The organism is Pseudomonas antarctica (assembly GCF_001647715.1).
Lineage (GTDB): Bacteria > Pseudomonadota > Gammaproteobacteria > Pseudomonadales > Pseudomonadaceae > Aquipseudomonas > Aquipseudomonas antarctica_A.
On the sequence record NZ_CP015600.1, the window covers coordinates 4060123 to 4073542 of the forward strand.

The 13420-nt window shown below is 62.2% G+C and carries 14 protein-coding genes; 13 read left to right on the forward strand and 1 reads right to left on the reverse strand.

The features are described 5' to 3' along the window. The first annotated feature begins 44 nt into the window (after positions 1–44). The 13 genes from A7J50_RS18140 to A7J50_RS18200 all read left to right on the forward strand — a co-directional run bounded on the left by A7J50_RS18140 (position 45) and on the right by A7J50_RS18200 (position 12562). On the forward strand, positions 45–800 hold the full coding sequence (locus A7J50_RS18140; RefSeq protein ID WP_064453053.1) for an alpha/beta fold hydrolase: 756 nt from the start codon (positions 45–47) through the stop codon (positions 798–800). A gap of 109 nt (positions 801–909) precedes the next feature. Further along, the gene (locus A7J50_RS18145; protein WP_064453054.1) at positions 910–1680 is read left to right on the forward strand and encodes a FadR/GntR family transcriptional regulator; all 771 of its coding nucleotides are present in this window, start codon (positions 910–912) and stop codon (positions 1678–1680) included. Positions 1681–1922: 242 nt separating this feature from the next. After that, on the forward strand, positions 1923–3125 hold the full coding sequence (locus tag A7J50_RS18150; protein WP_064453055.1) for an ABC transporter substrate-binding protein: 1203 nt from the start codon (positions 1923–1925) through the stop codon (positions 3123–3125). A gap of 68 nt (positions 3126–3193) precedes the next feature. After that, the gene (locus A7J50_RS18155; RefSeq protein WP_015884776.1) at positions 3194–4054 is read left to right on the forward strand and encodes a branched-chain amino acid ABC transporter permease; all 861 of its coding nucleotides are present in this window, start codon (positions 3194–3196) and stop codon (positions 4052–4054) included. 1 nt (position 4055) lies between these two features. Then, positions 4056–5069, forward strand: a complete 1014-nt coding sequence (locus A7J50_RS18160) for a branched-chain amino acid ABC transporter permease (protein ID WP_064453056.1) — start codon at positions 4056–4058, stop codon at positions 5067–5069. Beyond that, positions 5066–5815 (forward strand): ABC transporter ATP-binding protein, encoded by a 750-nt coding sequence (locus tag A7J50_RS18165; RefSeq protein ID WP_064453057.1) that lies wholly within the window; start codon positions 5066–5068, stop codon positions 5813–5815. The genes A7J50_RS18160 and A7J50_RS18165 overlap by 4 nt, the downstream gene beginning before the upstream one ends. Then, the gene (locus A7J50_RS18170; RefSeq protein WP_064453058.1) at positions 5815–6510 is read left to right on the forward strand and encodes an ABC transporter ATP-binding protein; all 696 of its coding nucleotides are present in this window, start codon (positions 5815–5817) and stop codon (positions 6508–6510) included. Before A7J50_RS18165 ends, A7J50_RS18170 begins: the two co-directional genes overlap by 1 nt. A 13-nt stretch (positions 6511–6523) precedes the next feature. Next, entirely contained in the window at positions 6524–7792 is a 1269-nt protein-coding gene (locus A7J50_RS18175; RefSeq protein WP_064453059.1) for a Zn-dependent hydrolase, read from the forward strand. Further along, complete coding sequence (locus A7J50_RS18180) at positions 7789–9189, forward strand: amidase (protein ID WP_064453060.1); 1401 nt, start codon at positions 7789–7791, stop codon at positions 9187–9189. Before A7J50_RS18175 ends, A7J50_RS18180 begins: the two co-directional genes overlap by 4 nt. 93 nt (positions 9190–9282) lie before the next feature. After that, positions 9283–9558, forward strand: a complete 276-nt coding sequence (locus A7J50_RS18185; protein ID WP_064453061.1) for a hypothetical protein — start codon at positions 9283–9285, stop codon at positions 9556–9558. Further along, on the forward strand, positions 9555–10595 hold the full coding sequence (locus A7J50_RS30830) for a hypothetical protein (protein ID WP_082895917.1): 1041 nt from the start codon (positions 9555–9557) through the stop codon (positions 10593–10595). Before A7J50_RS18185 ends, A7J50_RS30830 begins: the two co-directional genes overlap by 4 nt. A 40-nt stretch (positions 10596–10635) precedes the next feature. Beyond that, positions 10636–11499 carry a LysR family transcriptional regulator gene (locus A7J50_RS18195; RefSeq protein ID WP_064453062.1) on the forward strand — a complete coding sequence of 288 codons (864 nt, stop codon included), beginning with the start codon at positions 10636–10638 and terminating at the stop codon, positions 11497–11499. Positions 11500–11557: 58 nt separating this feature from the next. Beyond that, positions 11558–12562: a LacI family DNA-binding transcriptional regulator gene (locus A7J50_RS18200; RefSeq protein ID WP_064453063.1), complete on the forward strand. Its 1005-nt coding sequence runs from the start codon at positions 11558–11560 to the stop codon at positions 12560–12562. Here the strand turns inward: A7J50_RS18200 and A7J50_RS18205 are convergent. Then, positions 12559–13284, reverse strand: coding sequence for an SDR family oxidoreductase (locus A7J50_RS18205; protein ID WP_064453064.1), 726 nt, complete (start codon positions 13282–13284; stop codon positions 12559–12561). The genes A7J50_RS18200 and A7J50_RS18205 overlap by 4 nt on opposite strands. Positions 13285–13420: the final 136 nt, after the last annotated feature.

The following is a 13420-nucleotide window of genomic DNA, read 5'->3' on the forward strand; positions in this document are numbered from 1 at the left end:
CTTGGTAAAAAAGCCGCCTTAAAACGGCTGCCCGGAACCTCTTGATGAAACCCAGCGTTCTAGTAAGAAGCCTGGTGTGCATCTGCCTCTGGCTGATAGCAACCCGGGCGCTTGCCGCGCCCTTGATTGTGCCCAGCGCAATTGACTGGCTGCTGGACTGCCCCTTCCCCGCCTTCGAACGGCCGGACCCAGAGGTGCTGGACCGAACCCAGTGCGGCAGGGTAAACGTGCCTCGCGACTATGCCGACCCCAAGCGTGGCAATGTGCGCCTATCGCTGACCCGTGTCGGCGCCCGGCAACCGCTCAGCCGTGAGGGCATGGTGTTCATCCAGTCGGGGGCACCGCAAAAGGGTCAGGGCACGACCTTCGCCGTCCATTTGGTCAGCCGCTGGGAGTCCTACGCCACCCAGGCCTATCGCACATTGGTCAACCGTTATGACGTTATCGAATTGAGCCCCCGCGACCTCAGCCAACAGAACGGTGTCGAGCAGGCCGCACGTGATATGGAGTTCGTGCGCGCGCAATTGGGCGACACCCAGCTCAACTACCTGGGCAACGCTGAAGGCACCCGGGTCGGTGGCCGGTATGCCGCGCTGTTTCCGGAACGCGTTGCACGCATGGTCCTGGTCAACACCGAGCACGGTGAACCGGTCGCTGCCGGCGTCGAGCAGCTGTTGCTCAAGGAGTCGGCTAAACCCGTTGCCGCCGGGTGCGTCAACCGGTGGGTGGGTGATTTTCTGGTGTCCGGCAAACAGCCGCCGTCCTCGACGCGCTGCCTCGACCTTGGTAACTGGGAATAATCACCGCGTTTACGACCTGTTCGCCTCGAAAACGACACCCTGCGTTGACGCTCCTGCCCAATCGTTATTAAGTGCTATTTATCCGCATTAATAGGATCAATAGACCACCATGCTCAGCCGTCCGCTACGACGCAAACGACAGAAGCTCTCCGACGTGATTGTCGAGTCGGTCAAGCGCTCCATCGTCACCGATGCCCTGAAGCCCGGCGACCGCCTGCCCACCGAGCGTGAGCTGATGGAAAGCTTCCAGTGCTCCAAAGGGTCGGCGCGTGAAGCGCTCAAGGCGCTGGAAGTGGAAGGCCTGGTGAGCACGCGCACCGGCCCCAGCGGTGGCGCTTACTTGAATCAGGCCGGCACTGAACCGGCCAGCCGCGCCTTGCGCAACTACCTGCACTTCCAGCACCTGGACGGCGAGCAGGTGTACCAACTGCGCAAGGTCATCGAGGTGGAACTGGCGGTGTCGGTGCTCGGGCGCTTGAGTGAAGACGACTACCAGGCCCTGCAAGACAACGTGGATTTTTGCAGCGCGCCGGAAGACAGCGAAGCCGGCCAGCGCGAACAGCGGCTGGCGGAGCTGGAGTTCCATAATCTGCTGGCCAACGCGTGCCCTAACCCGCTGCTGAGCTTTATGGCGCAGTTTCTCAACGATCTGCTGCGCGACCTGGTGGTGCTGAAAAAAGCCTACAAGCCCAAGCGCAAGCAGTTCGACGCGGCCAACCTCGACTACCACAAGCAGTTGCTGATCGCCTTTCGCGCCGAGGATGAAAGCGCGGTGCGCAGCTTGATGCATGAACACATGTGCGACGCCGAACACCATATGAGCGCCCTTGAAGGCGAGGTCAGCCCGCACTTTTTGCTGGAGTTTGATCACAACCACTGAGAACACCATCAATCCCCCTGTGCAAACCCAATCCATGTGGGAGCTGGCTTGCCTGCGATGCAGGCGCCCCGGTTCATCAGTCGAACTGAGTTGATGCCATCGCAGGCAAGTCAGCTCCCACATTTGACCGAGCTTCAACCGTCAGACCGTTTCACCCAATTCAATAACAGGCCTGCCCACAGGCCAGCTCCACCGTATCGCCATTGCCGCTCCTGCCAATAACTAATCCAGGGAGTCACCCCATGCAGCGTCGTACGTTGTTGAAAGCCAGTCTTACCGCCGCCGCCGCGCTCAGCCTTCCGCTGAGCGTGCGCTCTGCATTCGCCGCCGAGCCCTTTACCTTTTACGGCCTCAAATCCATGTCCGGCGCCTTTGCCAGCTATGGCAAGTTTGCCGACATGGGTTCGCGGCTGGCGGTGGAGCAGCATCCCGAGATTCTCGGCCGCACACTGAACTACAAAGTCATCGACACCGAAGGCAACGCCGGCAAGGCGGTGCGCAAGGTGCAGGAGGCGATCCAGCAGGATGGCGCACGGTTCTTCCAGGGTTGCACCCTGTCGTCATCGGCATTGGCGGTGGCCAAGGAAGTAGACAAGGTCGGCGGCGTGTTCATGACCCCGGTGGGTGCCGATGAAGTCACCGGCAAGGACTGCAACAAGGCGACCTTCCGCTGGTCGGTACCCACCTACGGCGCGATCCGCGAAACCATCGTGCCGTTGATCAAGCTGCTGCCGGACGCCAAGCGCTGGTACACCATCACCCCGCAATATGTATTCGGCGAAGCCTTGCTCGAAGGCGCGAAAACCGTGCTCAAGGACAACGGCCTGGAACACGTCGGCAACAGCTATCACTCATTACAGGAGCAAGAGTTCTCCGGCTACCTGACCAACGCCATCGCGGCCAAACCCGATGTGCTGGTCCTGCTCAACTTCGGCAGCCAGTCGTCCAACACGCTGCGCCAGGCGGTGAACTTCGGCATCAAGGAGCGCATGAAAGTGCTGCTGGTGTGGTCCGCCGGCCTTGATCAATTCCAGGAATTGGGCAGCGATGTGCTCGAAGGCGTGTACCTCGGTGCGCAGTATTGGCACCAGGTCGACAGCCCGCTCAACCGTGAACTGGTCAAGCTGACCCAGGCCAAGTACGGCATCAACCCAACCTACCCGTTGGCCGCCGACTACATCAGCACCAAGGTCATGCTCGACACCATTATCGCTACCGGCAGCTTCGACGGCCCGACCGTCGCCAAGGCCATGCAAGGCCTGAGCTTCGAAGGCCCGACCGGCAAGGAGCAAATCCGCGCCGGTGACCACCAGGTGATCAAGGACTACTACCTGATGATCGGCAAAGCCAGCGCCGACATGGCCGACAAGGACGACCTGGCCAAAGTGCTCAGCGCCGGCCAGTCCTTCCCGCCGGTGGACGCCACGAGCTGCGTGCTCGGCTGATCCGCTGAACCATCACCGGTTGCACACGACAGGGCCGCCCCCGCGGCCACCTGTCCGAGGGTTTCTGCATGCTTAATCTTTACCTGTTCCAGATACTCAACGGCCTTGGGCTGGGGATGATCTACTTTTTGATCGCGGTCGGGCTGACGATCATTTTCGGTCTGCTCAACTTCGTCAACTTCGCCCACGGCGCGTTTTTCCTGCTGGGGGCCTACATCTGCTACACCGCCGTGAGCCTCACCGGCAACTTCTGGCTGGCGCTGCTGATCGCGCCGCTGGTGGTGGCCGCACTGGCCTGGGTCATCGAGCGATTATTGATCCAGCGGATTTATCACTTGCCGCACATGTTCCAGATTCTGGTGACCTTAGGGATTGCGCTGATCATCCAGGAAGCCAGCGTGATGATCTGGGGCCCGGTGGGCAAAAGCGTCGCCGTACCGGAACTGCTGCGCGGCGTGCTGGTGGTGGGTGATTTCGTCTACCCCTACTACCGCCTGTTTCTGATCGTGTTTTCCGGGCTGGTGGGCCTGGGTCTGTGGCTGCTGCTGGAACGCACGCGCTTTGGCGCCCTGGTGCGCGCGGGCAGTGAAAGCACTGAAACCGTATCGCTGCTGGGCACCAATATCTTCCGTCTGTTTTCGATGACCTTTGCCCTGGGCGTGGCCCTGGCCGGCGTCGCCGGCGTGCTGTTCGCTCCGTTGCGTGGCGCCCAACCCTTCGTCGGCCCGGAAATTCTCGGGGTCGCCTTCGTGGTGGTGGTGATCGGCGGCATGGGCTCCTTCAGCGGCGCACTGGTCGGCGGTTTACTGGTAGGCGTGGTGCAAAGCCTGATGACCACACTCTGGCCCCAAGGCGCGAGCCTGATGATCTACGGCGCGATGGCCGTGGTGATTCTGGTGCGTCCTTACGGCCTGTTCGGGAGAGCCTGACATGAGCGAGAAAAACCCCCTGCCGTTCGCAAAGACCCAGTCCAAGGCCATGCTGCTATGGGTCCTGGCGGTGCTGATCGGCCTGCCGTTGATACTACCGTCGGCGACCCTGGCCACCGAGATCCTGATCTTTGCCATGGCCGCCCTGGCCTGCAACCTGTTGCTGGGCTACACCGGGCTGTTGTCGTTTGGCCAAGGCATCTTCTTCGGAGCGGGCGCCTATTGCGCGGCACTGTTGATGATCCACCTGCAACTGGGTCTGTTCACCGCCCTGCTCGGCGCCGCCGTGGCCGGTGGTTTCCTGGCGCTGTTGGTGGGTGCCCTGGCGATCCGGCGTACCGGCATTTACTTCGTGATGCTGACTCTGGCGTTCAGCCAGATGGCCTACTTCGTCGCCTACACCCTCAGCGACTGGACCGGCGGCGACAACGGCCTGCTCAGCGTACCGCGCCCGGAAATCCGCATCGGTGACACCGTGCTGTTGTCGCTGAGCGACGCCCGCGCGTTCTACGGCTTTGTCGCAGTGCTGTTCCTGCTGATCTTTATCGGCGCACGCCGCGTGATCGCGTCGCCATTCGGCAGCACCTTGATGGCGATCCGCGAAAACGAGACCCGCGCCTCGGCCATCGGCTACGACACGCGCCATTTCAAGATCCTGGTGTTTGTGCTGTCCGGCGCGGTCACCGGGATTGCGGGCGCGCTGTACGCCATGCTGCTGCACTTTGTACCCCTGTCGAATATCGACCTGGCGATGTCCGAGAACATCCTGATCATGACCATCGTCGGCGGCACCGGCTCGCTGTTCGGCTCGTTGCTGGGCGCCGGTTCCATCGTGCTGCTGGGAGACTTCCTCTCCGACCTGTGGCCGCGCTGGCTGATGCTGCTCGGGGTGATTCTGATCCTGGTGGTGATCTTCATGCGTGGTGGGTTGTGGGGCGGTTTGTCGTCGCTGTTCGAACGCGTACGTGGCAGCCGCAAAACCGCCGCCGTCGTCGTCAAGGAGGAAGGGCTATGAGCATCCTGCTGGAAACCAAAAACCTGGAACTGGCCTATGGCGCGTTCCACGCGGTGAACGGGGTCAACCTCAAGGTCGAAGCCGGCACCATCCACACCATCATCGGCCCTAACGGCGCGGGCAAGACCAGCCTGTTCCACTGCCTGACCGGCGAACGCCAGGCCACCGCCGGGGCGATTCATTTCGACGGCAAGAACCTGATGCGTAAACCCGCCCACGCCCGCGTCGGCCTGGGCATGGCGCGCTCGTTCCAGCTCACCAGCCTGTTCCAGAACCTCAGCGTGCGCGAGAACCTGCGCCTGGCGGCGCAAGGCCGCGACGGCGCCAAGGCGCTGAATTTCTGGCGTCGGGTGGACAGCAAGCGCGAACACCTGGAGATGGCCGACCAAGTGCTCGAACGCCTGCAGCTCACTGCCCGCGCCGACACCCTGGCCGGCGAATTGTCCCACGGCCAGCAGCGGGTGCTGGAGGTGGGCATGTCGATCTGCTCCAAACCAAAACTGTTGATGCTCGACGAGCCCACCTCGGGCATGGGCATCGATGACATCCCGATCATGACCCAACTGATCAGCGACCTCGGCCGCGACCACACGGTGCTGCTGATCGAACACAACATGAGCATCGTCATGTCCATCAGCCAACGCATCACGGTGATGAGCCACGGGCAGATCCTGGTGGAAGGCACGCCGGAATTCGTGCGCGCCGATGAACGCGTGCGCACCGCTTACCTGGGAGAAGCCGCCTGATGCTGATCGTCGAGAATATCCACTCCTACTACGACAAGAGCCACGTGCTCGAAGGCGTGTCGCTGACCGTCAACCCCGGCGAACTGGTGACCCTGCTCGGCCGCAACGGCGCCGGCAAGACCACCACGCTGCGCAGCATCCTCGGCATTATCTGCCCGCGTCAGGGCCAGATTCACTTCAACGGCCAGGCGCTGGTCGGGCAAAAAATCTTTGAAATCGCTCGCCAGGGTTTGGCATTGGTGCCGGAGAACCGCGGGATTTTCCGCCTGCTTACCGTAGAGGAAAATCTGCGCATCGCCGTGCGCAAGACCAGCCGCTGGCAGATGGACGACGTGTACGGCATGTTCCCGCGCCTCAAGGAACGCCGTAAAAACGCCGGCCACGCCCTGTCCGGTGGCGAACAACAGATGCTCGCTATCGCCCGCGCCCTGCTCAACGACCCCAAGTTGCTGATTCTCGATGAGCCCACCGAAGGCCTCGCCCCGGTGATCGTCGACGAGCTGGTGAAGATCCTGCGCAAGGTCAAGGACGATGGCCTGCCGGTGCTGCTGGTGGAACAGAACCTGGTGGTCTGCGACAAGCTCGCCGACCGCCATTACGTGCTCGAACAGGGCCGCGTGGTGTACGAAGGCAGCGCCGCCGCCTTCCGCGCCGACCCGACGATCAAGAACCGCTACCTGGCCCTGAGTGCCTGACCGGAGATTGCACATGAACAGTTTTGCGCAACCACTCAAGAGCAACGCCCCGCTGATCAACCGCGACCGCCTGTGGCAATCGTTGATGGACCTGGCCCAGCTCGGCGCCACCGTTAAAGGCGGCGTGTGCCGCCTGGCGCTCACCGACCTCGACCGCCAGGCCCGCGACCTGTTCGTGCAATGGTGCGAGGCGGCCGGGTGCAGCGTCAGTGTCGACGCCATCGGTAATATCTTTGCACGCCGGGCCGGGCGTAACCCCGCCCTGCCCCCGGTCATGACCGGCAGCCATATCGACACCCAACCCACCGGCGGCAAGTTCGACGGCTGCTACGGGGTGATGGCCGGGCTGGAAGTGATCCGCACGCTCAATGACTTGCAGCTGGAAACTGAAGCGCCGATCGAAGTGGTGGTGTGGACCAACGAAGAAGGCTCGCGTTTCCCGCCGTGCATGATGGGCTCCGGGGTGTTTGCCGGTAAGTTCGACTTGCAGGACACCCTCGACAAACAGGACGAGCAAGGCCTGTCGGTGGGTGCCGAATTGCAGCGCATCGGCTATGCCGGTTCGCGTGCGGTGCTCGGCCACCCGGTGGGCGCATATTTCGAGGCGCATATCGAGCAAGGCCCGGTACTGGAAGACCAGGCCACCACGATTGGCGTGGTCATGGGTTGCCTCGGCCAGAAGTGGTTCGACCTGACCCTAACCGGCGTCGAAGCCCACGCCGGCCCCACCCCGATGCACCTGCGCAAGGACGCCCTGGTGGGCGCCGCCGAGGTGGTCAGCGCGGTCAACCGTATCGCCCATCAGCAACAGCCCCACGCCTGTGGCACCGTCGGTTGCCTGAACCTGCACCCGGGCTCGCGCAACGTGATTCCCGGCCAGGTGCACATGACCATCGACCTGCGCCACCTGCATACCGACACCCTGCAGGCGATGGTGGATGAGGTACGCGGTGTGATCGAAGCCACGGCCCAACGCCACGGCCTGAGTTTTGAACTGACGCCGACCGCCGACTTCCCGCCACTGGACTTCGCCCCGACCTGCGTCAGCGCCGTGCGTGACGCCGCGAGCACCCTGGGCCTGAGCCATATGGACATTGTCAGCGGCGCCGGGCACGACGCGATTTTCGTCGCCGAACTGGGCCCGGCCGGGATGATCTTTGTGCCGTGCGAAGGCGGCATCAGCCATAACGAAATCGAAAACGCTGCGCCGGATGACCTGGCGGCGGGCTGCGCGGTATTGCTGCGCGCCATGGTCAACGCAGCCCAGGGGGACCTGGCATGAGTGAGATTGGCCAACTGACGGCAGTGCAACTGCTGGAGTATTTTCGCGACAAAACCCTGTCGCCGGTGGAAGTCACCGAGGACGCGCTGTTGCGTATCGAACGCTACAACCCGGTGGTGAATGCCTACTGCCATGTTGACCCTGAAGGGGCATTGCAGGCTGCGCGGGCGTCGGAACAACGTTGGATAAAAGGTCAACCGTGCGGGGCACTGGATGGGGTGCCGTCATCAATAAAAGACCTCACGCTGACCATTGGCATGCCCACCCGCAAGGGTTCACGCACCTCCTCAACCGAAGGCCCATGGGACGTGGACGCGCCTTTCTCGGCCTTGATGCGCAAAGCCGGCGCGGTACTGTTGGGCAAGACCACCACCCCTGAATTCGGCTGGAAAGGCGTCACCGATAACCCGTTGTACGGCATCACCCGTAACCCATGGGACACCCGCACCACAGCGGGCGGCTCGTCCGGTGGTGCTGGCGCGGCGGCGGCGCTGAACCTTGGCGTACTGCACCAGGGCAGCGATGCCGGAGGCTCGATCCGAATTCCGTGTGCATTCACCGGCACCTTCGGCCTCAAGCCGACCTTTGGGTATGTACCGCAATGGCCGGCCAGCTCCATGACAATCCTGTCGCACCTGGGGCCGATGACCCGCACCGTCGAAGACAGCGTGCTGATGCTGCAAACCGTCGCTCAACCGGATGCACGCGATGGCCTGATCGGCGCACCGCGAACCTCGCCGTGGCTCACGCCGAGTACAGACTTGAAGGGCCTGCGTGTTGCCTACAGCCCGACCTTCGGCTACGTGGATGTTGATCCGCACGTCGCCAAGGTGGTCGCCCAGGCGGTTGAGGGCCTGGTGCAATTGGGCGCGCATGTCGAGCAGATCGACCCCGGTTTCAGCGACCCACTGGAGGTGTTCAGCACCTTGTGGGCCGCCGGTGCCGCACGCCTGACCGGGCCGATGAGCGAGGCGCAAAAACAGCTGCTGGACCCGGGCTTGCTGCGCATTGCGCAACGCGGCGAACAGCTCAGCCTCTGCGACTACAGCGCTGCCCTCGAAACCCGCGCGGCACTGGTCGCCAGGATGGCGGCCTTCCATGAGCACTACGACGTGCTGGTCTCGCCGATGATGCCGATCACTGCGTTCGAGGCCGGGCACAACGTGCCACCGGGTTCGGGCATGCATGAGTGGATGGAGTGGACGCCGTTTACCTATCCCTTCAACCTGACACAGCAACCGACGGCATCGGTGCCGTGCGGGTTGGCGGCGAATGGCTTGCCGGTGGGTTTGCATGTGGTGGGCGCGCGGTTTGCCGATGAGCAGGTGCTGCGGGTTTGCCAGGTGTATGCCAAGGCATTTCCCACCGATCACCTTGAAGCACCGCGCATGCTCTGAATGGCGCTTTTCGACCGGGGATTGCCGTGTGCATCACCGGTCGCGTTTGACTTATAATTCGCGCCTCATTTTTTGTTGCGCGGATTGTTTCAAATGGTATTCACAAGGACCGTTCTGGCGAGTGCGCTGCTCACCCTTCTGCCCGTCATGGCCTGCCACGCGGCGCTGGACCTGACCTACACAGCCCCTGAACCCAAGGCTGTACCGTCTGATGCAACACCCCAACCCAAATCGCTGTTCCTCATGCAGACCTTGCCGCCTTTGAAGCTCGAATACAGTTGCGAAGGCCCGCAGTGCCAATACGAAACCGATATCGACAAACGTCACGAAGACCAGACGACCCGTCACTGGTCGATCGGCATCCAATGATCAACTGGCTCAAGTCGATCTGGTGCACCACGCCGTCGCAGGCACTCGCCCTGATGATTCTCAGTACCCGACGTAACAAGAACAGGACAAGCCTGCTGCTGGTACTGATCATGGTGAGCACCGCGATCAACTATGCGCTGTTAATCCGTGAGGTGTTCGAGCCCGCCGACCAGACGAACCCGGCGATCTACTCCCTCATGACGTCCGATGAGTTTCGGCAGAATACCTCCGTCCTGTTCGATCAGTTGAAAGCATACAACCGTGAGCCGAGCCAGGAACGGCTGGACGTGCTCTCCGGCTTCATCGTGCCCGACCGGGGCAATCTCTGGGTGTATGTCAGCCTTAGGTTCCAATTGCTCCCACAGGCCGAAAAAACCGGCAACTCGCTCCCCCGATACCGTTACGACCCGCAAATCACCATACGCCCGGCATTGCCAGGGCTGTTGCTGTTCATCCTCGTCGAAACCATCTTGCTGTTGTTGCTGATCTACACGAGGCTGAAAGAACCGGCGGCTATCCTCGCGTTTGAAGAGCGCCAACTGGCGCGTTTTTTTGATGATGAGCCGAACGCACCTGCCCCCTCGCCGCTCGACACCGTGCGGCACCTGCTGCATCACTTCCATCGTTTCTGTCTTGCTCTGAACCAGCGACAGAACGGCCGAACAGGCCTTTCGGTGAAAAACGAACCGGATGTGCAAGACCTTCTGCGCGCACTCCTGAGCATGCACATCGCCGACGTGCGTGCCGAAGAGCCCGTGCCCAGCTGCGCAGGCGCCTCATCGCGTATGGACTTCCTGCTGCATGACCTGCAAGTCGCCATTGAGGTGAAGATGACCCGCGCTGGGCTGAAGGACAAAAAGCTGGGTGAGGAACTGATTGTCGATATCGCCCGCTATGCGGAACATCCGCACTGCCAACATTTAATCTGTTTCGTCTATGATCCCGGCTACCTCATCCGCAATCGAGAGGCCTTGCAGGAGTACATCCTGCGCCAGGGGCATCGCATTGATGTCGAACTGATCTTTTCGCCCGCCTGAAGGCTTACACTGCCGGGCTTGAGCAACCAGCGAGACCTGCATGGACATCGAACTGGCACGCACTTTTCTCGAAATCACCCGCTGCGGCAGCCTGGCTGCGACGGCCGAGAAACTGCACGTCACCCAGACCGCCATCACCGCACGCGTAAAAAACCTCGAGAGCCAGTTGGGCAGCACGCTGTTTGTGCGTAACCGCGCCGGTGCGCGGCTGACCGCCGATGGCGAAGCCTTTGTGGTCTACGCCAACCAGTTGCTGCAAACCTGGGAAGCCGCCAAGCGTGACCTGCCGCTACCGGATGGCTACCGCAATGTGCTGCATATCGGCGGCGAGGTGAGCCTGTGCAACCCGCTGATGCTCGGCTGGGCGCAGGCCCTGCGCGAACACATCCCGGGGCACGCCCTGCGCACCGAAGTGCGCGAAGGCGACTACCTGCTGCGTCAATTGGAACTGGGCGTGCTCGATGCGGCCTTGGTGTTCCAACCGCAGTACTGGCCGGGGTTGCAGGTGGAACAGGTGCTGGAAGAAAAACTGATCCTGGTGCAACTGGCGAGTAAGCCGGCCCCGTACGTCTACATCGACTGGGGCCCGGGTTTTCGCCAGCAACATGATGCTGCCCTGCCCGACAAAGCCCGTGCCGCGCTGAGCTTCAACCTCGGGCCGCTGGCGTTGCAGTACATCCTGGAGAATGGCGGTGCCGGGTATTTCCGCACGCGCGTGGTGCAGAGCTACCTGGACAGCGGCGTGATGCAGCGGGTGCCGAAGGCGCCGGAATTCAGTTTCCCGACCTACCTGGTGTACTCACGCGCACGCGATTGTGCAGTGTTGCAGCAGGCGGTGGCGCTGCTGCGCGATGTGGTCAAAGCCGAAAGTGACTGGTCGCAACGCTGGGACCCGCTGATTTGAATCACCGTACACCACGGCGCGTGCTAGCCTGCGGGTGTTTCCTTTTGCAGCCTTACCGATGAACAAGAAAAAGTCTGTCACCATCAGCGACATTGCCAAACGGGTCGGCATGACCACCATCACGGTCTCGCGGGCGCTGAACAAACCTGATCAGGTCAAACCCGCCACCCTGGCGCGCATCCTCGAAGTCGCGCGGGAGTTGGACTATGTGCCCAACGCCTTCGCCCGTGGGCTCAAACGCAGTGAAAGCCTGATCATTGGCGTGATCACCGCGTCGGTGGACAACCCGTTCTACAGCGAAATGATCAAGGCAATTTCCCGCGAGGCGAAACAGCACGGCTACACCATCATGCTGGTGGACACCGACGAACTGGCCGAGCTGGAAAGCAAAGCCGTCGACACGTTGCTGGGTTACCGCGTGGCGGGAATCATCCTGTCGCCGGTCTCCGATGAGCCGAGCTACCAGCCCGATTACCTGGAGCGCCTGGGCAACGGCAAGACTCCAGTGGTGTTGCTCGACCGTACACTCCACGACAGCCCGTTCAGCCGCGTGGTGCTCGACAATTACCACAGCGGTATCCAGGCCGCGCACTATCTGTTGCGCCAGACGCCCGACCTCAAGCGCCTGCTGGTGCTGACCGGCCCCGAGCATTCACGTATCACCGTGGAGCGCCTCAAGGGCCTGCGCGAAGTGCTGGCCGAACACCCCCACATTCAGGTCGAAGTACAGGCCGGCGACTACACGCTGATGCCGTCTTACCTGCATACCCTCGACTACCTCGCCGAACACTGCGCACCGGACGCGATCATGGGCTTTAACCAGTTGATCACCCTCGGCGCCCTGCGCGCCTTGCGCATGCACAACATCCCCCATGAAAGCCTGACCATCTGCGGCATCGACCGCCTGCCCTTCGCCGATATCTTTGGCGTGCCAATCGCCTGCGTGGCCCACGACGCCTCCCTGGCCGGCAGCAGCGCGGTACGCCTGTTGCTTGACCGCCTGGAAGACCCGTACAAGCCACGGGACAAGGTGGTCATCGCCGGCCAGTTGGAAAACGGCTAGCGACTGGTGTAGCCGCCATCGATCGGCAGGCTTATACCGCTGATCATGCCGGCGGCATCGCTGAGCAGGAACAGCACCGGCAGAGCCACGTCCAGCGTCTCAGCAAAACGCCCCAAGGGGATGGCTGCCAGCGCCGGGTCGCGCTTGGCCGGGTCCGACCAGGCCATGGCGGCCATCGGCGTGAGGGTGACCGTGGGGTTGACGCTGTTGATGCGAATACCGAAGCGGCCCCACTCGGCGCATTGCACGCGGGTGATGGCGTCCAGTGCAGCCTTGGAGGCGCAGTAGCTGAGGTGATCATCCAACGCCACCAGCGAGGCCTGGCTGGAGACGTTGACGATGCTGCCGGCAATCTTTGCCTCGATCATTTTTGCAGCGACCCGGCTCGCGACCTGGGCGGCGGCGCGGGCATTAACGTTCATCACCTGGTCGAACGCGGCAGCGCTGATGGCGGCGGCGGGTTCAAGACGGGAAATGCCGGCGCAGTTGACCAGGCCGTGCAGTGGCGGCAGGTCGTGCAGGGCGTTGTCGAGGGCGGCGCTGTCGGCGATGTCCACGCATAAGGTGTTGCAGCCCAACTTGGCCAAGGCCTCGGCGTCGCGGCCGAGGGCGAAGACTTCGGCGCCGCTGTTGATGAGCTGAAGGGCAATTTCATGGCCAATGCCGCTGGTGGCGCCAGTGACGAGGATGCGCTGGTGGGTGAAGTTGAAGGTGGTGGTCATGGTCACTCTTCCATAGACAATAAAGGTCCACTGTGGGAGCTGGCTTGCCTGCGATTACGGTGGGTCAGTTAGCCCATTTGCCACTGATACACCGCTATCGCAGGCAAGCCAGCTCCCACATTCGGACCGTGTTGAA